The sequence below is a fragment of the Fusibacter sp. QWL-12 genome (genome assembly GCF_058683495.1).
Window position 1 is genome coordinate 775,464 of sequence record NZ_CM178745.1, and the last position, 18,803, is coordinate 794,266.

Annotated in this window: 17 protein-coding genes, 1 tRNA gene and 1 other annotated feature; of the genes, 4 read left to right on the forward strand and 14 right to left on the reverse strand. The window is 35.8% G+C overall.

The features are described 5' to 3' along the window. Positions 1-18: 18 nt before the first annotated feature. The 4 genes from AC4PID_RS04145 to AC4PID_RS04160 all read right to left on the reverse strand — a co-directional run bounded on the left by AC4PID_RS04145 (position 19) and on the right by AC4PID_RS04160 (position 4,144). On the reverse strand, positions 19-531 hold the full coding sequence (locus tag AC4PID_RS04145) for a ferritin-like domain-containing protein (protein ID WP_492134304.1): 513 nt from the start codon (positions 529-531) through the stop codon (positions 19-21). 63 nt (positions 532-594) lie between these two features. Next, positions 595-873 (reverse strand): STAS domain-containing protein, encoded by a 279-nt coding sequence (locus tag AC4PID_RS04150; protein WP_492134305.1) that lies wholly within the window; start codon positions 871-873, stop codon positions 595-597. Positions 874-876: 3 nt separating this feature from the next. Next, positions 877-2,877 carry a methyl-accepting chemotaxis protein gene (locus tag AC4PID_RS04155; RefSeq protein ID WP_492134306.1) on the reverse strand — a complete coding sequence of 667 codons (2,001 nt, stop codon included), beginning with the start codon at positions 2,875-2,877 and terminating at the stop codon, positions 877-879. Continuing rightward, a complete protein-coding gene (locus tag AC4PID_RS04160) occupies positions 2,855-4,144 on the reverse strand; it encodes an ATP-binding protein (RefSeq protein ID WP_492134307.1) in 1,290 nt (429 codons plus the stop codon). Before AC4PID_RS04160 ends, AC4PID_RS04155 begins: the two co-directional genes overlap by 23 nt. A gap of 270 nt (positions 4,145-4,414) precedes the next feature. Here AC4PID_RS04160 and AC4PID_RS04165 point away from each other — a divergent pair, with 270 nt between their 5' ends. Then, on the forward strand, positions 4,415-5,152 hold the full coding sequence (locus AC4PID_RS04165; protein WP_492134308.1) for a winged helix-turn-helix domain-containing protein: 738 nt from the start codon (positions 4,415-4,417) through the stop codon (positions 5,150-5,152). A gap of 225 nt (positions 5,153-5,377) precedes the next feature. On the opposite strand, the gene AC4PID_RS04170 is transcribed toward AC4PID_RS04165, so the two are convergent. The 4 genes from AC4PID_RS04170 to AC4PID_RS04185 all read right to left on the reverse strand — a co-directional run bounded on the left by AC4PID_RS04170 (position 5,378) and on the right by AC4PID_RS04185 (position 10,683). Then, entirely contained in the window at positions 5,378-5,587 is a 210-nt protein-coding gene (locus tag AC4PID_RS04170; protein WP_492134309.1) for a heavy-metal-associated domain-containing protein, read from the reverse strand. A 49-nt stretch (positions 5,588-5,636) separates the two neighbouring features. Continuing rightward, entirely contained in the window at positions 5,637-8,045 is a 2,409-nt protein-coding gene (gene leuS, locus AC4PID_RS04175; protein WP_492134310.1) for a leucine--tRNA ligase, read from the reverse strand. Positions 8,046-8,081: 36 nt separating this feature from the next. Next, positions 8,082-8,279 (reverse strand) — a binding site (T-box leader). Positions 8,280-8,344: 65 nt separating this feature from the next. Further along, complete coding sequence (locus AC4PID_RS04180) at positions 8,345-8,596, reverse strand: YkuS family protein (RefSeq protein WP_492134311.1); 252 nt, start codon at positions 8,594-8,596, stop codon at positions 8,345-8,347. 53 nt (positions 8,597-8,649) lie between these two features. Continuing rightward, positions 8,650-10,683 (reverse strand): endonuclease MutS2, encoded by a 2,034-nt coding sequence (locus tag AC4PID_RS04185; protein WP_492134312.1) that lies wholly within the window; start codon positions 10,681-10,683, stop codon positions 8,650-8,652. 366 nt (positions 10,684-11,049) lie between these two features. On the opposite strand from AC4PID_RS04185, the gene AC4PID_RS04190 reads away from it, so the two are divergent. Together AC4PID_RS04190 and AC4PID_RS04195 are read left to right on the forward strand one after the other, a co-directional pair. Then, positions 11,050-11,643: a flavin reductase family protein gene (locus AC4PID_RS04190; RefSeq protein WP_492134313.1), complete on the forward strand. Its 594-nt coding sequence runs from the start codon at positions 11,050-11,052 to the stop codon at positions 11,641-11,643. A 13-nt stretch (positions 11,644-11,656) separates the two neighbouring features. Continuing rightward, a complete protein-coding gene (locus tag AC4PID_RS04195) occupies positions 11,657-13,096 on the forward strand; it encodes a SpoIIE family protein phosphatase (protein ID WP_492134314.1) in 1,440 nt (479 codons plus the stop codon). Positions 13,097-13,207: 111 nt separating this feature from the next. Here the strand turns inward: AC4PID_RS04195 and AC4PID_RS04200 are convergent, their stop codons facing one another. Both AC4PID_RS04200 and AC4PID_RS04205 read right to left on the reverse strand, forming a co-directional pair. Continuing rightward, on the reverse strand, positions 13,208-14,359 hold the full coding sequence (locus AC4PID_RS04200) for a ribose-phosphate pyrophosphokinase (protein WP_492134315.1): 1,152 nt from the start codon (positions 14,357-14,359) through the stop codon (positions 13,208-13,210). Between the two features lie 221 nt (positions 14,360-14,580). Next, positions 14,581-14,656, reverse strand: a tRNA-Val gene (locus tag AC4PID_RS04205). A 111-nt stretch (positions 14,657-14,767) separates the two neighbouring features. Between AC4PID_RS04205 and AC4PID_RS04210 the strand changes: the two genes are divergently transcribed. Beyond that, positions 14,768-15,511 carry a hypothetical protein gene (locus AC4PID_RS04210; RefSeq protein ID WP_492134316.1) on the forward strand — a complete coding sequence of 248 codons (744 nt, stop codon included), beginning with the start codon at positions 14,768-14,770 and terminating at the stop codon, positions 15,509-15,511. Between the two features lie 63 nt (positions 15,512-15,574). Here AC4PID_RS04210 and AC4PID_RS04215 read toward each other — a convergent pair whose 3' ends face one another. The 4 genes from AC4PID_RS04215 to AC4PID_RS04230 form a co-directional block, all read right to left on the reverse strand. Further along, a complete protein-coding gene (locus AC4PID_RS04215; protein ID WP_492134317.1) occupies positions 15,575-16,957 on the reverse strand; it encodes a peptidylprolyl isomerase in 1,383 nt (460 codons plus the stop codon). 304 nt (positions 16,958-17,261) lie between these two features. Further along, positions 17,262-17,441 (reverse strand): MarR family transcriptional regulator, encoded by a 180-nt coding sequence (locus AC4PID_RS04220; protein WP_492134318.1) that lies wholly within the window; start codon positions 17,439-17,441, stop codon positions 17,262-17,264. Between the two features lie 105 nt (positions 17,442-17,546). After that, positions 17,547-17,870 (reverse strand): DUF192 domain-containing protein, encoded by a 324-nt coding sequence (locus AC4PID_RS04225; RefSeq protein WP_492134319.1) that lies wholly within the window; start codon positions 17,868-17,870, stop codon positions 17,547-17,549. Positions 17,871-17,882: 12 nt separating this feature from the next. Next, positions 17,883-18,794 carry a type II secretion system F family protein gene (locus AC4PID_RS04230; RefSeq protein ID WP_492134320.1) on the reverse strand — a complete coding sequence of 304 codons (912 nt, stop codon included), beginning with the start codon at positions 18,792-18,794 and terminating at the stop codon, positions 17,883-17,885. Between the last annotated feature and the right edge of the window lie 9 nt (positions 18,795-18,803).

The following is an 18,803-nucleotide window of genomic DNA, read 5'->3' on the forward strand; positions in this document are numbered from 1 at the left end:
TTTTGCGTTTCAGTTCAATTATAATCTAAATTTCTTGATGTCTTCTTTTAAACGATTGATATCGGTTAAGAAATCTTCAATATCGTGTTCGTGCTCAAGCTCATCATTTAATATGGTAATTGCCATTTGATAAGTTGAGTGATCTTTACCGTTCGTATAATCTGCAATTTCCTCATATCTTTGAATTGCACATCTTTCGCCATCAAGATTTTGCTTCAATATTTCTTCAATATAAGGATCAACAGGTTCAGCATAAGGACACTTAGCATATTCGGTCCATTTAGCTGGATTTAAAATAGGTGTTCCACCAAGTTGAAGAATTCGATTGATAATTAATTCAGCGTGAGCCAATTCTTCATTTGCATGTAAAAGTAATTCTGGTTCTACTTCACTTCTCATTGGGCCTTCCATAACTCTTGCGCCAACCCAGTACTGATAGTACGCTAACCACTCTTCCGCCAAAGCTTCGTTTAACATTTGGATTAACTTTTCCACGTCGAGATTAGAAATTTCAATTGCCTTTTTCCCCATTACTTAACCTCCTTATCGATATTAAAAGCATTATTTGAGTACCATTATCATTATACCTTTTATTTATAATATCGTAAAGATTTGATCCAGACGCGTCATGCTAATTACTCTAGCGACGTCTTTCTTAAGATGTTTTAGAATCATTTTGGAATGTGTCTCATTGCATTTTTTATAAAGACCCACTAACACACCTAGTCCAGTACTGTCTATAAAATTACAGTTTGAAAAATCTAACTCAAAGGTAATTTGATCTACTTTCATAAGGTTATAAGTCATTTCTCTGAACTCTGATGCTTCTGTTACTGAAAATTGCTCTGGAATTTTTATAACTTCTACTCTCATATCTTACTCCTCAACTTTGAATTTTTCTACCAAGGTGTTTAGTTCGGTTGCCATCGCTGTCAATTCTTCACTACCTGCTGCTATGCTCTCTAACAATGCCGTTTGCTCTTCAATTGCCGCAGCAACTTCTTGGGCATTGGCAGAATTTTGCTCAGACAAAGTACTAACCGTATCAATTAATGTTAATATCTGCTCGGAGCTATTCACTTCATTATCCGTAATTTCGACAATTTTCTTAACATCTTGTGTAACGGATTGAACTGCATCATAAATTTGAATAAAGGCTCTATCCGTTACCATCGCTTTGTCAACGCCATTTTGAACGGCTGATTTACCAAACGACATGGTTTCAACTGCATTGTCAATTTTCTTGACCATTTCACTAACGACTTTCGTAATACCGCCAGCTTCTTGACCCGTTTGCTCTGCAAGTTTTCTAACCTCTTCAGCGACAACTGCAAAGCCTCGACCGTGATCCCCGGCTCTAGCTGCTTCAATTGAAGCGTTTAATGCCAATAAATTGGTTTGTTCAGCAATAGCATTTATAGTTCCTATGATACCCTTTATTTCTGTTGATAACACTTCAAGTTCTTTTAAACGATTGCCCGTTTCATCTGTAATCGCTTTAATCTCATCAATTGATTGCTTTGTATTACTTAAGCTATCTCGACCAACACCGACGCTAGATATCGCAGATTCAGCATTTTTATCTGATTCAAGCGCTCTAACCTTTGCGAGTTGAATTAAACTGCTTAATTGTAAAATGGTTTCGGTTGTTTCAAGTATAGAACGGCTTTGTGTTGTTGAATTATCAGCTACCTCTTGGATTGCCTTAGCCACATTTTGAGAGGCATCGCTGACATCGTTAGTTGATGAGGCAATTTCATCTGACGATTTTGCTACTTCCTTAGAGCCAGACTTAACTTTGGATACAATACCATTTTGATGTTCAATCATTTTATTAAATGAGTTTGAAATACTCTCAATTTCGTCACCAGTTTTAATATCCGATTTTACAGTTAAATCTCCATCTCCCGCAACCGACATTAATTCAGAAAGCTTTTTAAGTGGTCTTGTAACGTTAAACGTTACGAAGAAAAAACTGAGTGCTATTGCAACGACAAGAGATACCCCAATAATAATAAAAAGTAAATTTCTGATTTTTGTCATCGTAGACATATAATCATCATAATTGGCAGTGATTGCAAGTCCCATACCATCTATTGAGGTATATCTCACATATTTCTTTACACCTTTATAAGTATAAATTGCACTATCTGATTGACCTTCTTTTACTTTCTTCACCATTTCTGTTAATTCTGGAATATTTAATTCGTTTAAATTGAGATTAAATTCGTCCTCAGCATTTATGTAAGAAAGAACCAAACCTTCTGTGTTAAACATGTAGCTGTAGCCACCTTCAAATACTTTGATTGCTTTAGAGTGTGCTGCAATTTGATCAAATCTAATCGTTGTAATAAAGGTACCAACTACAGTATTACCTTTTTTAATTGGGTGCGCAATAGCAATTACCGGTTGGTTTGTTGCTTTAGAAATAATAACATCACTTTGTCCAACGTTTCCTTTTATTGCTTCTTGGTAGTATGCACGTTCACTAACATCTATAGAAGCGTTCATATCTGTATTTGATATAACGGCATTTCCCTTATTATCTGTAATCAGTGCCATCTCTATGACATCACTATGCGTTTCAACTAAGTTTTTTAATGCACTGTATGCTTCACTTCTCTTAGTACTATCTCCACCAGCAAATGCAACGATACTCGCATCATTACTCATCATATTACCGATCAAGCTCGATGCATCGATTTCCTTGGAAATCACATCTGATGTTAAATTAACCAAGTCATCTAATTTTGAATAAACGGATGACTCCGTTTCACTGGTGAATTGCAGTAATGAAATAGTTCCCAATACCGCTAATGGCACAATTATGACGACTAGCATCATTGCCATAATTTTAAATTTCAAGCTTCTCTTCATGTGTTTTACCCCTTTTTACTAATGCAATTACGCTATCATTCGTCTCATATAAAGCGTTTGCGAATTCTTTTACGAGGAATAATCCTCTGCCACCCTCAGATAGGATATCTTCAGGTAGGCATGCTTTTTCTAATACTTCTTGGTTTTTTGAGTGATCTATGTTATAAACCTCGATGGAAATCGAGTTTGGTGTGAGATGGATCATTATACTTACAAATGGCTCTACTCTCTCTTTACGTGTGTGTTTAAAAGCATTTGTCACCAGCTCACTTAGGATTAGCCTTACAGCAAATTCTTCTGATTCATCAACCTCAGTCTCCTTCAATATATGATTGATTACATTTTGCATTTCAGAAAGGCTATTGATACTATAGGCATACAGTGATTCACCCAGATTGGGTTTAATCAGCAAATTGCCTACCTCTGTATTATAGTTTAACTTATTTGCTTCAAAGTACTTATAGGATTCATTGAATATCGGAATTGGGTTATACCCATCGTATGATTTAAAAATTTCTGTTGGCATAGCCTCTGTAGATAACATCGCAAAATCAATATCATCCAGTTTAAAGGAAACTTCCCTTTGCGCATCAATTCGCATAAGCTCACCACTTTTTTTTACAAGATAGACATGACCATTATTATTATGAATTTGAAAGCGGTTTCCCTCAACATCCAAATTAACGAGCATTATTTCAAGTTTCACACCGTTATCTTCAGCCCATTTGTCGATTTCATTGGCAATTAGTTCTAAACGGTTTAAAGTTTCATTATGTTCGATACTCTTAATTAAAAAATCCAGCGTTATCAAAGAAATCGCATTCACTGATTCATTTGGATGAACTTTAATCATACAACTTGTATGCTTTTCATCACCATGGTTTAAAAAAAATACAGGTGGTTTTTTTTCATTGAGAATAATTTGGGGTTTTATTGCGCACCCTTTGTAGAGCCGTTTATGATGATCCATCATATATTTATACATGACAAATCGATCCGAAGAGCGGTTGTCTTCGTATTGGTTATTATCCACATATACAGAAAAAATCTCATTTTGGTAATTAAAGGTGTGCTTGTTTAATGAGAGTTCATCGAAATGGCTAGTTTCCAGATTTAAGAGTGACTCTAAATCGACTTTTCTAGCTAAATTAGAAAAGGTTGCTCTAAACGATTTGTTTAAGAACAACACCTGCTGCTCATTCGCTATCGCGATAGGCATTGTATATAAGTCTATGTATTGAGACAATCTATGTATTCCGGATTTCATTTTGACCTCGTATATTTATTAAATAGTCATATAACTTTATTTATTATAGTTCTAAAGTACTGTTTTTTCAACTTGAATTATGTTATCCTATATTGAAATTTCTAATGGAATTTTAATCTTGCAATTCCTTACATTTTTAAAATCACATTAAATTTTCCAACTTAATGATATATAATATTTTGACAGGATGATTGCCTGAATGCCTGACATTACAGTATATTAAGGTAAGTCATAACAGTTGGCAAATTTTGCTACAAGGAGACACAATTTATGTCAAACCGAAAGGTTATTGTTATCGAAAATGGGACAAACCATTTTTCACCTTTAAATCAATATTTAGTGCTTCACAATATTGATTATCAACTTTACAACCATTTTAATGAGTATACCGATGCCGGACTTAAAGACAATCACACACTGATTGCAAGTACAACAGACATTATTACACATTTCAATACAGACTTGTCTGATTATTGTGATTATAAACGCAGACTCTACAACTGTACATATCTGATTGCCTACGAACATAGTAATTGTATTGATTCTTTAAAAGAAGCGTTTATTCATGGTGCAGATGACTACGTTACCTTGCCCGCTCATCCAGAACTACTTTGTATGAAATTAAGGATTCAACATGAGCGTCTAAATTATCTAGAGTCATTGTATGCCTCTGAACAAGGTACAATCGTTTACAACAATATGTCTATCGATCCATTTTCAAAGCAAATCTATTTAAATGGTAAAATTCTCGATTTAACACACTCTGAATTTAACATTCTTTACACCCTTGCCAAAGCACCAAGTGAAGTTTTCAGTATGGAATATTTGTTCCATTTAATCACTGGTCAAAAGAGCTTGGGGGATTACAATGCACTTATGACACATGTGAGCCGACTTAGAAAAAAGTTAGCATTGGTTGATCCAACCAATCAATACATCGTGACCGTTCGAAATAAAGGATACAAATTTAATGTAATGAAAGCATCAAATTCAAAACCATTTGATTAACATTCTACAACATTTCATATGAATTGTATACCATGTACTTATTAAAAGTTGACATCTAATTGATTAACATTTTATTTTATATCCTCAGATAATAAGCACTAATCTTTCATTATTTATTCCATTGGACTAAAATTTTATTTATGTTTTAAATTATATGATTGTTCACTTTTCTCAAAAAAATGATATAAAAAAAAGTACCTGCTATGCAGGTACTTTTTTTATCTTTTATTGTACTGATACAACATCGTATCCAGCATCTTCAACTGTTTCTTTTAACACTGCTGCATCAACATCAGCATTAAGTGTAACAATAGCAGATTTATCAGTCAAATCAACCACTGCGTTAGAAACACCCTCGACACCTTTTAAAGCATTTTCCACTCTCATTTTACAATGATTACAGCTCATACCTTCAATTACTAATTTCTTTTCCATTTTGCCTCCAAGTCTATATTTTATTAACTCTAAACTGAGATCTATAACCTTATTTTACTACAATATTAAAGATTTTACCCGGTACATAAATTTCTTTTACAATTGTTTTACCATCTGTAAACAATTTAATCTTCTCATCTTCTAAAGCAAGTGCTCTAGCAGCAGCGGCATCAGCATCTACCGGAATGCTGATTAATCCTCTTACTTTACCATTAATTTGTACTGCCATCTCAATAACATCTTCTACTGTCTTATTTGGATCAAATGTTGGCCATGATTGCTCTGTAATCATACCTTCAAAGCCTAAAGACTCCCAAAGTTCTTCAGTTATGTGAGGCGCTACTGGATTTAAAAGTTTAAGCAGTGTACTGTACTCAGCGCGATTGATGTGCTCAACTTTTTTGAACTCATTGATAAGGCTCATCATTGCTGCAATCGCAGTGTTAAATTTCAGTGTTTCATAGTCTTCTGAAACTTTTTTAATGGTTTTATTCATCGTAATTTCAAGCTCTTTAGAAAAAGCGTCGCCAGGTACCACTTCATCGGCAAAATTCCAAACTCGATCTAAGAAACGTCTACAGCCTTTTACACTATTGTCCGACCAAGGCACACTCTTCTCAAAGTCACCTATAAACATCTCATAAGTTCTAAGCGTATCCGCACCAAACTCACCTATAATATCATCAGGATTTACGACATTCCCTCTTGATTTAGACATCTTCTCATTATTTTCTCCCATAATCATACCATGAGAGGTTCTCTTTAAATATGGCTCTTTTGTGTTAACTTTACCGATATCAAACAAGAACTTATGCCAGAATCTAGAGTAAAGTAAGTGAAGTGTCGTATGCTCCATACCACCATTGTACCAGTCAACTGGCATCCAATAGTTAAGTGCATCCATGCTTGCAAACTCTTGATCATTATCTGGATCACAGTATCTTAAGAAATACCAGCTTGACCCCGCCCATTGAGGCATCGTATCTGTTTCCCTATGTGCATGCCCGCCGCATTTAGGACAAGTTGTTTCGATCCATTCTGTCATTGCAGAAAGTGGTGATTCGCCATTATCCGTTGGTTCATAGCTAGCCACTTCAGGAAGCGTCAATGGTAACTCGCTTTCAGGTAGAGCAACCCAGCCACACGAAGGACAGCTTACGAGAGGAATAGGCTCGCCCCAATATCTCTGTCTTGAGAATACCCAGTCTCTTAATTTAAAGTTGACTTTTCTTACGCCAATACCAAGTTTTTCAAAGTGATCTGCAATTGATTCTTTCGCTTCAGCTACTGACAAACCATCGATAAGCGGTGAATTGACAATGATACCTTCTTCAGAATCTGTATAAGCTTCATTTTGTACATCGCCACCCTTGACGACCTCAATAATCGGCAAATTAAACGCTTTTGCAAACTCCCAGTCTCTTGTATCGTGACCTGGAACAGCCATAATTGCACCTGTACCATAACTCATAAGGACATAATCTGAAATAAACACAGGGATTTCTTCACCTGAAGCGGGATTAATCGCTTTAATGCCTTCGATCATGACGCCAGTTTTATCTTTGTTAAGTTCCGTTCTCTCGAAATCAGATTTTAATTTTGCCTCAGCGCGATAAGCCATAAGTGCATCGTAATTGGTAATCAAGTCTTTGCGTTCATCGATCAATGGATGTTCCGGTGAAACAACCATATAAGTTGCTCCATAAATCGTATCCGGACGCGTTGTATAAATTCTAAGGACATCACCTGAAGTCGTTTTAAAATCAAGCTCCATACCAGTTGATTTACCTATCCAGTTCTTTTGCTGTGCTTTAACACGTTCTATATAATCAAGATCGTCCAAATCGTCGATTAAACGTTCCGCATACTCAGTAATTTTTAGCATCCATTGTGATTTTGCTTTTTTAACAACTGTACCGCCACATCTTTCACAGACACCACCGACAACTTCTTCGTTTGCAAGGCCTACCTTACATGAGGTACACCAGTTGATGTCCATCTCTTTTTTATAAGCCAAACCATTTTCAAAAAGTTTGATGAAGATCCATTGTGTCCATTTGTAATAACTCGGATCGGTTGTATTGATTTCTCTCGACCAGTCAAAAGAAAGACCTAAACTTCTAAGTTGTTCTTTAAATCTTTTAACGTTATCTTCCGTAACGATTGCTGGATGTATTTTGTTTTTGATCGCATAGTTTTCTGTAGGCAATCCAAACGCATCCCATCCCATTGTATATAGTACGTTGTATCCTTCCATTCTTCTTTTTCTAGCAACGATATCAAGTGCTGTATATGGACGTGGATGCCCTACGTGTAAGCCTTGACCTGATGGATATGGGAATTCAACCAAAGGGTAATATTTTGGTTTTGAATAATCATTATAGGCTCTAAAGCTTTGCTTTTCGTCCCAGCGCTGCTGCCATTTTTTCTCGATTTCCTTATGCATATAATCTCGCATCAAATAACCCCTTTCAAAAAAAAATAAGGGTTCTTCGTTAGAGACGAAGAACCCGCGATACCACTCTATTTGATTGCCTAGGCAATCCACTCAAAGCCTTTAACGGAAGCGATCCGGTTTTTGCTTTCACAAAAACAGCTCCAGAACGAGTTCGGTCATTCAGCCGTCATCTTTCACCACCCGATGACTCTCTACAGACTATAGCTACCTACTACTTTCCTTCTTAGCAATTTATACTATTGAGTGTATTATAATATAGCTTTTCAAACTTTTCAACACAAATTCAAAAACGTTTGTAATTAATGCATATACTTCTCAACATAAGCAAATATCTCTGTTTGACTTAACCTAGATGCGTCAAGCAATACCATTTCACCATCGCCATCCCCCATGAAGGTCACAGGATCAATTTCTTCATACTCCTCATCCACATCATTAAGGATTGTAATTCTAATATTTTCTCCACCATCTCTAAAAGGGACCACATCATACCCTTTAGCTCTTAGCATTTGTGTCAGTTCACTTAACCCTGCTTGAATTGCAATTTTCATAAGTTCGCCTCCCAAAATACATTATTTTTAAAACCCTTCTGTAGTTTAATACCCTATTTTTCGATGATTATGCCTTTTCCTTTACCTTTGCTTATTAACTTATCTTTTTTTCTATTGATTTTACTTTCTAAAACGATATTTAAATCATATTGTTCCGGATAGAGCTCTTTTTGTTCAATATAAGGCTTCAGCCTTTTGTGATTAACCTTAATTCGCTTACCTAAAACGATTACCTCAACTTCACCTTTACTGTTACACGTTTGTGAGACGATGCCAGGTTTATTCATAGTCGTTACCCAAACTGAATCTCCAAGTGCATATTCGGATTGCCAGCTGGGACGATACTTTGATCCATTGATTTGATTTTTATGGCTAATATCATTTTGACTTTCAGTCAGTAGCTCTACTTGATCTACAACTTCAGATTGAAATTTAGTCTCTTCTATTTTCTGATCCAGTATATTAATCACTTCATTGATCTCAACATTTTCTAGTATCGCCATATCAGACCATTCCGTTTTATAAGCAAGCTCATGTGCCCTTTCGATCAAATCTTTAGGCATACCAATCCTTAGTGCAATGTGAAGTGCGTTACTTTGTCCAGAAGTATCTGTTATCAGTTGATAAAGTGGTGATAAGGTCTTTAGGTCAAATGCCATGCTACCATTTCTAAAATCTGGATGTTCATCTGCAAACGCTTTGATTTCATTATAGTGCGTTGAGGTTAAGGTATAAGCTTTTTTTTGATTTAATGCTTCAAGTACAGCGATGCCAATTCCCATTCCTTCACTTGGATCCGTACCTGCACCGATTTCATCAAGAATAACCAAGGACTTCTCATTTGCAAGTTCTAAAATTCGAATGATATTTGTAATGTGCGCTGAAAAAGTACTAAGGTTTTGAGAAACACTTTGTCCATCACCGATATCACACAAGAAACGTTCAAAAATTGGTAGCTCCGTTTCTTTACTCGCCGGAACGTGTAGTCCCGCCTGTGTCATCATACAAAACAAGCCTACCGTTTTCATAGCTACGGTCTTACCGCCAGTGTTAGGTCCAGTAATAACCAGATTGCGCTGTGTCGATGAAAGTCGAATATCTAAAGGTACCGCTTGGGAGGTCAATAAAGGGTGTCTGCCTTGAGCGATGGTAATCTTTCCTTCTAAGTTTAATTTCGCAGAAACGCCTTCAAACTTTTTCGAGAGCTTCGCTTTCGCAAATAAAAAATCGTAGTTTACCATGATTTCATAGTTTCTAAAGAGTTCAAAATGTCTTGAAGCCACATGATTGGTTAACTCCGATAGAATTCTATAGACTTCATTTTCTTCGTCTATTCGCAATGCAGCTAGCTCATCTGATAGCTTCTTAACCGCTGCGGGTTCAATGAAAAATGTACCTCCTGATCTAGAACGATCTAAGACCATACCATCCAGCCTTTTCTTATGCTCACTTTTTACCGGTATGACATATCGTCCATCGCGTTGACTGATAACCGCATCTGCAAGTAAACCTTGGTATTGCTCTCCTACAACGTATTCTGAAAGTTTCGACTTAATACGGCTTTCAACGATTTCAATTTTCTTTCTAATTTTATTTAGCGTACTACTTGCATTATCATCCACTTGCTGCCTGACTATAATTCTTACGATTTCATCATACAGTTCATGAAGCGGTTCGATAGCACCTGCATAGGTGCCAACTTCCGTTTCAAGATAACTGAGATCATTCATAAATATTTTCATTCTTGTAGACTCTTTTATAAATGATACGACGAGCTCAAATTCTACTGGTCTCATTATTTCCGATCGTTTAAGCTTATCGAGTTGTGTTTTTACCCCCTTTAAACCGTGAAGCGGTATACTTCCTGAGTGATCTAAAATCATACGCGCTTCTGTCGTTTCACGTTGATGCCTTTTTATTAAATAGTAGTCTGTCAGTACTTCAAGTTGGTCAACCTGTTCCTTTACTTCATCAGTTACTGCCAGAGTTTGTAAAATAGCTTTAATTTGTTTTAGTTCTAGTAAATTCTCAGCGTGTTCAATGTTGTAAATATGATTTACTGTGTTTTTGTGGTTCATTTTTGACATATTGTTCTCCTTGTCCATTTGATATGTCCACCTAAACGGATTGAATGATCTTATTGAAATGTAAATTTTTACCTGTCTTGGATAACAAAAAAACAGCAGACGCACACGGTCTACTGTTAGCTACATTAGATCATAGTGTTCCAAACCAACTTAGGTGAACGCAACACAAACAAGCCCAAATGGGCTATTGCTTTCAACCTTTTAAGTTATTAGTTTAGAACGACTCCACTCATAAAAATCTCCTTTATGTCATTTTGACACTTTAATTGTAGTATGAAAACAGGGTTCATGCAACATTAACTTTTTATTTACTTTAAAATAATCCTGTATTTTGCTATAATTTAACAAAAGAGTAGGAGTAAATTAATGAGCAAAATACAATGGAAACCAGGTACAATGGTTTATCCAGTTCCATCTGTCATGGTGACTTGTGGTTCCATGGAAAAGCCTAATATACTTACGGTTGCATGGACGGGAACTGTTTGTACGGACCCTGCCATGACATATATCTCTATACGAAAAGAAAGATATTCTTATGATCTTATTAAAGCTTCTGGCTTCTTTACGATTAATTTGACCACGAAGGCGCTTGTAAAAGCAACTGATTTTTGTGGCGTAAAGTCTGGAAGAGATTTTGATAAATTTAAAGAGTGCGGATTAACCCCTGTTAAGGGTTTTCATTCTTCAGTTCCTATGATTGAAGAATCTCCCGTTAACATAGAGTGTCAGGTGACACAAGTTCTCGAACTGGGAACGCACGATATGTTTTTAGCCAAAGTTTTAGGCGTTACTGTTGATGACCAGTATCTAGAGGAATCTGGAAAGTTCAGACTTGATTTTGCAGAGCCCATTGCATATGCTCATGGTGCTTATTATGAACTTGGAAAACAGCTTGGCACATTTGGGTACTCCGTTATGAAGAAAAAGACAAAGAAGAAGAGACAACAACAAAAGAAGTAATCTTGGAGGGGATATGTTTAGACGTTTTTCACTTTATATTGATATCGTAACATCACCGAAATACTATGCCCCAATACTAAAGTCTATTGAAAACTACACCGATGTGTGTGAACCCATTACAAATGTTTCAGAATCATTTGAAAAGCCTAATTTCATCTATAATTTGTTAGTGATTGAATACTGCAAAATCGATTTTACCAATCGCGCACTCGCTCTAATTAAAGAGTCCTATAATCATGTAATTGTTATCAATGTTCCCGACAATGTCATCCACTTCGAAAGACTATATGAACACGCAATTTATCGTATGCTCCGAGAAGGATTTTATCAAGTTGAACTCGATGCGATGCTTAAGGAATACATCCGTTCTGAACTATTAATCAATGAGAATACCCTTTTGGACAATCTATTTAACAGTGCGCAAAATTCCATCGTAATTACAGATCGAAAAGGGAATATTCAATATGCAAATCCTTATTTTGAAGAGCTCTCTGAGTATTCAAGAGATGAACTTATAAACAATTCACCTAGAGTCATTAAAACGGGGCAGCATCCTGAGTCCTTTTATACAGGTCTGTGGAATACAATCACTTCTGGACACGTTTGGGAAGGTATATTTATTAACAAAAGTAGAAATGGCAATATTTTCTATGAAGAAGCAACCATCACACCGATCGTCAATTCTCATGATATGATCGAGAAATTCCTTAAAATCGGTCGCAACATTACCCGTGAAAAAATGTTACTTGAAGAGCTATCAAAGGAAATCAAAGTTGCAAAAAAAGTACTTTCCTCATTTTTACCAAATGAGTATGTCGACGAGTCCATAACTTTTGAGTTTCAGCTTAAGGAGTTCAACGAAATTGGAGGCGACTTCATTTATTTTAAAAAAATAGATGAAAAAAGATATCTTAATGCCATTATAGATGTTATGGGTCACGGCGTTTCATCTGCTCTCGTTGCATTGGTTGTAACTCAGATGTTTGATGATTTAATGGCTTATTTGCCCATTGCAGATACCTTAAGGGAAATCAACAATGTTTTATGTGATTTAAACAGTGATGATATAGATAGCAATAAGTATGTCACGGGTATATTCATGGATATTGATTTGAACTCAGAGACCATAACCTATGTGAATATGGGACATCCCGATGCTCTCTTCTGTTATGAAGATGAAAGCATCGTTTCTCTTACCTCTAACAACATTATCCTTGGCATTCTCAACATCGATAATATTAACACCATTACCATTGATATTCATAAATTAAAGCGCATCCTAACCTACACTGACGGTCTATACGAGAACGATAGCCTTGCTTTAGACAATGCTGTTCAAGTATTGATGAAGCATTTATCAAAAAGTAAAACACCTTCAGAAATATTCGAACTTTTTTCTGAACATATGGAAATTAAAGATGATTCGACCATTAGCGTCATCGAATTGCTATAATAATAAAAGGTTTTAAACATTCAAGAGAGAATGCTTAAAACCTTTTTTATTTTACAATTGCTTGTATTTCAAAAGATGATTTGGTTGATCAGTGCTTATATGCTTGGAGCTTTATTTTAAATTCTTAGCATAATTTAGAAGTTCATTGATACTTCTACGATTGTCGATTAGATCGCTTATGGATTGATCAAAATTCAATCGATTGACAACTCTTGCGATAAACTCCGACATATCTACTTCAGAAAACCAAGGTGCTTGCCTTGCTGCTTCTGGTACATAAGATAAATTGGTCGTATATAAACGATCGATCAGACCTGCTTCATAAAATCGATTAAATTTATCTATGCCTTCAGTAAACAAAGCGTATGTTGTTGCAACAAAAATTTTACCAGCCTCACGCTTTTTCAACTCTTCTACAATATCAAAAACAGATTCACCAGATGCAATCATGTCATCTACAATTAAAATATTGCAATCTTTCACATCTTTTCCGATATACTCATGCTGTACAATTGGGTTTTTACCTTTGACAACTTTACTATGATCACGCCTTTTATAGAATAGGCCTATATCAAAGCCGAGCACACTAGAGTAATAAACCGCTCTGTCCATTGCGCCTGTGTCTGGACTGATCAAAAGCATCTTAGAAGGCTCTTTAAAGAGGTCTCTCTCATCTGAAATAAACCTTTTTACAATATCTAAGGTAGGATATAAATTTTCAAAAGAAATCAAAGGGACTGCATTTTGAATCGTAGGATCATGTGCATCAAATGTCAAAATATCATCGACACCAAGTTTTTCCAGTTCTTGAAGTGCCATTGCACAATCTAAAGACTCTCTACCCTTTCTGCTGTGTTGTCTAGAAGAATAAAGCAAAGGCATAATCAGAGTAATTCTTCGAGCCTTACCAGCCATTGCAGACAATACCCTCTTCACATCCTGTAAATGATCGTCTGGGCTTTTCCGGTTTACATAGCCGAACATCGTATAAGTAATGTTATAATTTCCTATATCGGTAACGATATAGATGTCCTTTCCTCTTACCGATTCTTCTAAAAACACCTTACCTTCACCATTCGAAAAACGGACCTCTTTTTTATTGATGATGAAACTATCTGGTAGTTCTAAGCCCTCATCTAAAAACGGTCTTCTCATTTCGAGTAAATGATCGTCAATCCATTTACCAATGGTTTCACAGTTTTCCATGACGATTAAACCCAACTCTCCAAAAGGAGAATGCTTTAAATAAACCTCGTTTCTCATGCCCACACCACCTTATAGATTAATTACGATTCATTTTTACCCATACTTTCTCTCTAAATTCAACTTATCATAAAAATCCATAGCTAAGCAACCTTTATCCCTATAAAAGATAAACTTTATATCATTTTTATAAAGTAAACTTGTAACTATTTTCACCACTCATGTAAGATGACTTTATTGCCAAATATAAAAAAGCTAAGAACGATTCGTTCTTAGCTTAATGGTGCGGGATAGAGGACTCGAACCTCTGGCTTTTTCCACGTCAAGGAAACACTCTACCAACTGAGTTAATCTCGCATGTTACCCTGCTATTATGACATAATTTCAACCACTAGACAAGTCTAAATTGTCATTTAATTATAATATTAGCTGATTCGACTGGTGGTATAATTATAACGAGGTGATATTATGAAAAAACGTGTTATTACTATTGGCATATTTATACTAACTACACTATTAATCTCTGTAGGCTGTCAAAATGAAACTTCTTCAACCGATGAGATTACGACTACTGCACCTGAAACAACCGTTGCTTCAACCAATAATGAATTACAAGAACAACTTGAGATTGCAAACCAAACCATAACCGATCTCAACGAACAAATCACTTTGTTGCAAGATCAGCTTAACTCACCACAGACCAGCACCATTTCAAATACAGTTCTTTTATCCGCGCTTGATGTGGTTCAAGCACTAAAAGATCAAGATATGAGTCTATTAGCAAGTTATGTTCATGCCACTCAAGGTGTAAGATTTACCCCTTATGGATATGTGGATACGGTTAATGATCTCAGCTTTTCATCCACAGCAATTGCAACTCTAATGCAAGATAATTCGCTTTACACTTGGGGGTCATATGATGGCTCTGGTGATCCAATTACTAAAACGTATTCTGATTATTATTCTGAATTTGTATATGATGAAGACTACATTTCGCCACATGTGATCGGCATAAACACCGTTATTGGTACTGGGAATTCAATCAATAACATTGCAAGTGTCTATCCAAGTGCAACCTTTGTTGAGTTCCACTTCACTGGGTTTGATCCACAATATGGTGGCATTGATTGGTCAAGTTTGATTCTGGTTTTTGAACCAGTTGGTTCAGATTGGAAGCTGATAGGTATTGTTCATAACCAATGGACCATTTAATTAAAGCAAGAGCAGTTTTCTCCTTAATGGAAAAAACTGCTCTTTCATTTTGTTCGTTTATAATTATTCTACAATGTCATTTAACTTTTCTGTTTCAACAGTAATAGGGAATTGCTGTTGTAATGCTGAATAGTCAGCACTGTAAGCAACTTGTTTCATACTGCTGATAACTTCGTTTTGCCATTGATCATAGCCTTTTCCTTCGAAGTACATAATGTGATAACCATAATCGGTTTGAACAATTCCTGTATCACCAACAACTCTTGATGGATCAAATATCCAATCGTTAAAGGTTTGAACCATATCGCCTTCAGCGACATTTTCGTATAATCCACCCGTTGCGCTTGAACCTTGATCTTCAGTGTATTGTTTTGCAAGCTCACCAAAGCTCTCTGCTGTTGCATCTCCTGCTTTCCATTCATCAAGTACTTTTTCAGCAAATGCTTTTGCTTCTTCATCAGAGCCATACGTGTCAGCAGTCAATAGGATATGTCTTACATTTACTGTAGCAGCTTCATGACGATATGGCAATTGAGTTAAAAGATACACTGTATAAACATGGTTCTCAGTATTTCTAGTTACAAGTGTTTGATTGAGCGCAGCATCCGCAGCAAATCCCCACTCACTTACCTCATCGCCTTGTGTATAGAACATATCACTTGCTTCAATTTTTGTCATCTCAGCTTCAACATCTAAAGAGCCATCTTCATTAATGCCATTAATATAGTTTTCTACATAAGCTTTATAAGCTTCAGGTGATGTTACTGCTGCTAACTCATCCGCACTTTTTTCAGCAGCTTCAGCAGTAATGCCTTTATCGGTGTCCTCTGCAAATGAGTATACTAAATAATCGATATACTCGAATTCATTTTGATTATTAGTATAATGTTCTTGAATTTGATCCGTTGTAAACTCGTATGAATTTTCGATATCTGAGTATACTTTGTAAGCAAGTGTGCTTTTTTCGAGGAAGCTTTTATATTCATCACTCGTCATTGATGCACCAAACGTATCATTAAAGAACGCCTCTACCGTATCAAAACCAGCTTCTTTTGCTGAATTTAATACTGCATCTAGTTCTTCTTGAATTTGGTTCATATCTGATTCATCCAGTTCGATGCCACGATCTTTTGCTGCTTCTGAAAAGATTAAGAAATCCTTCGCATAGCTAACAGCTTGTTCCATCATATAGTCAAACCACGATGTACCATCCATGTACTCCTGATCTTTCAAAGACTTAGTTGTATCAACGCCTAAATATGATAAATAAGATGCGCTCTGGCTATATACGTAGTTGTATAAATAAGCCATTTCATTTTTTGTGAACCCATAGTCTTTAGAATAGACATAAAATGAGTTATCTCCAGTATTGGTATCGCTTTTTGAACATGCAGCAAGACCGAATACCATAAGTAAAGAGAGTAGTATCGCGATTGTTTTTTTCATGTCAGTCGTTCCCTTCATTAATATTTCTGCACAAGATGCCAATAGTGTAATCCTTTTAGCTTAAAATAACCTTAAATGTACTTAGGCAATTCATTAATGGAATCTTCACAGTTTCTTTTCAAATGCTTACATTATGTTGATATTGACTTAACATTCTAAGAATATACTAAACACATAAAGAACGTCAAGCAAACTTTCTCATTTAGATAAATCCCCCACTAATATGAAAAAAGCAAGTATCTCCCCCGATACATGCTTTTTTTATTTTTATGAATATAATGAAAAAAAATAGAAGCACAAGCTTCTATTTCTTAAACTCCCAATAGCATCTCTTCGGTGAAACAATAACTTCTTCCTCTTTCATCTTCTTCATGATCTTATCGACTTCTTTTCGATCTACGCCCGTTTCCTCAGAAACTTTACCTGCATTTACAGGTTCTTTAAGTGCTTTAAAATAATCAAGTACAATCGTATAATTTTCCACTTATACCTCCTATTGATAACTCAAGTTCTATAAAGGTATTTTATCACAGCCACAGTTCAAAAGCTATGTGCTTACACGATCGTAATGTGCAAATTATTACGCCCTCTAATCGTGTTTCTCGAAACGTATACATTCGTTTAACTCAACCGAAGACAACAATGGTGAGGCAGCCTCAACGACTTTAACACAGTCTGGTACAGTGGGAATGATTTTTCTTCTTTTAAGTCCCCTGAGAATTTTAATCACTCGATCTTCCTCATCAAGAAACAGAACGTCTATGTCAAATTTCATATTAAAGGTATGAATGCTGTTGCAATCATCAAGAATTAAAACCTCTTTTATTGTCGGTCTTTCTGTAAACATATACCCTCTGAGTCTTTTCATAAAAGTATTCGCATTTATAATTCTCTGTACTTTTATTATTTTCATTATGAGCACCTCTTACTTGAACATTTCAATAATTTGAATCACTGCAGGGCCAAGGATAATAACGAAAATTGCAGGAAAGATGAAAATCATCATAGGAAATAAAATCTTAATTGGAGCTTTCATAGCTTTTTCTTTAGCAGCCTGTTTTCTCTTCTCTCTTAATTGTGCGCCTTCAATTCTTAATACTTTACCTAAGCTAACACCCAGTTCATCCGCTTGAATTAATGCATTTACCAACACAGATAAATCTCTGACATCGCAACGACTAGCCATGTTTCTAAGTGCATTTTTTTTATCAATTCCCATTCGCATTTCCTTTAAAGTTTTTGCAAATTCTTCAGAAAGTGGACCTGGAATGGTTAATACGATTCTACCAATTGCACCATCAAGTGATAATCCCGCCTCTACGCTTACAGTAATTAAGTCTAAGGTATAAGGTAGCGCTTTAACAATTGAACTACTTCGCTTTTCTACTGCTGCTCTCGTAGTAAAACGATAAATGATTTGAGTGAATCCAATCACCCAAAATGCAATGACAAAAATACCTGCTGCAGGTACATGAATCAGACTTAATAACAAACACACACTCAATGTAAGTACCAACGTCGTCAACCATCTTCTAGCAATAATTCTTTCATAAGAAGATGTCTTAAGAAATCCTGCACGCTCGAAAAGAGCTTTTCTTTGTTTGGTAATAGAATCTGGGGATAAAGCCATAACGCGGCGACCTAAGTTTGTAAACATAGGAACAATTACGCGTTCACCAAATGCACGATTATCCACTTCGACATTTGCTTTATCAATCCCTTCAATATAGGTCATTCTATTTTCAATTTTACGTTTAGATGCCGTCATCCGATTAATAATTGAATTGAACATTAAAAGGATTGCTATAAAAATCAAAAAAGTTGCAATATATAGCATGTTAACCTC

Excerpts from the sequence above, each read along its gene's own strand:
- AC4PID_RS04145 (WP_492134304.1), bottom strand. The coding sequence starts at position 531 with ATGGGGAAAAAGGCAATTGAAATTTCTAATCTCGACGTGGAAAAGTTA.
- AC4PID_RS04150 (WP_492134305.1), bottom strand. The coding sequence starts at position 873 with ATGAGAGTAGAAGTTATAAAAATTCCAGAGCAATTTTCAGTAACAGAA.
- AC4PID_RS04155 (WP_492134306.1), bottom strand. The coding sequence starts at position 2,877 with ATGAAGAGAAGCTTGAAATTTAAAATTATGGCAATGATGCTAGTCGTC.
- AC4PID_RS04160 (WP_492134307.1), bottom strand. The coding sequence starts at position 4,144 with ATGAAATCCGGAATACATAGATTGTCTCAATACATAGACTTATATACA.
- AC4PID_RS04165 (WP_492134308.1), top strand. The coding sequence starts at position 4,415 with ATGTCAAACCGAAAGGTTATTGTTATCGAAAATGGGACAAACCATTTT.
- AC4PID_RS04170 (WP_492134309.1), bottom strand. The coding sequence starts at position 5,587 with ATGGAAAAGAAATTAGTAATTGAAGGTATGAGCTGTAATCATTGTAAA.
- leuS (WP_492134310.1), bottom strand. The coding sequence starts at position 8,045 with ATGCGAGATTATATGCATAAGGAAATCGAGAAAAAATGGCAGCAGCGC.
- AC4PID_RS04180 (WP_492134311.1), bottom strand. The coding sequence starts at position 8,596 with ATGAAAATTGCAATTCAAGCAGGGTTAAGTGAACTGACACAAATGCTA.
- AC4PID_RS04185 (WP_492134312.1), bottom strand. The coding sequence starts at position 10,683 with ATGTCAAAAATGAACCACAAAAACACAGTAAATCATATTTACAACATT.
- AC4PID_RS04190 (WP_492134313.1), top strand. The coding sequence starts at position 11,050 with ATGAGCAAAATACAATGGAAACCAGGTACAATGGTTTATCCAGTTCCA.
- AC4PID_RS04195 (WP_492134314.1), top strand. The coding sequence starts at position 11,657 with ATGTTTAGACGTTTTTCACTTTATATTGATATCGTAACATCACCGAAA.
- AC4PID_RS04200 (WP_492134315.1), bottom strand. The coding sequence starts at position 14,359 with ATGAGAAACGAGGTTTATTTAAAGCATTCTCCTTTTGGAGAGTTGGGT.
- AC4PID_RS04210 (WP_492134316.1), top strand. The coding sequence starts at position 14,768 with ATGAAAAAACGTGTTATTACTATTGGCATATTTATACTAACTACACTA.
- AC4PID_RS04215 (WP_492134317.1), bottom strand. The coding sequence starts at position 16,957 with ATGAAAAAAACAATCGCGATACTACTCTCTTTACTTATGGTATTCGGT.
- AC4PID_RS04225 (WP_492134319.1), bottom strand. The coding sequence starts at position 17,870 with ATGAAAATAATAAAAGTACAGAGAATTATAAATGCGAATACTTTTATG.
- AC4PID_RS04230 (WP_492134320.1), bottom strand. The coding sequence starts at position 18,794 with ATGCTATATATTGCAACTTTTTTGATTTTTATAGCAATCCTTTTAATG.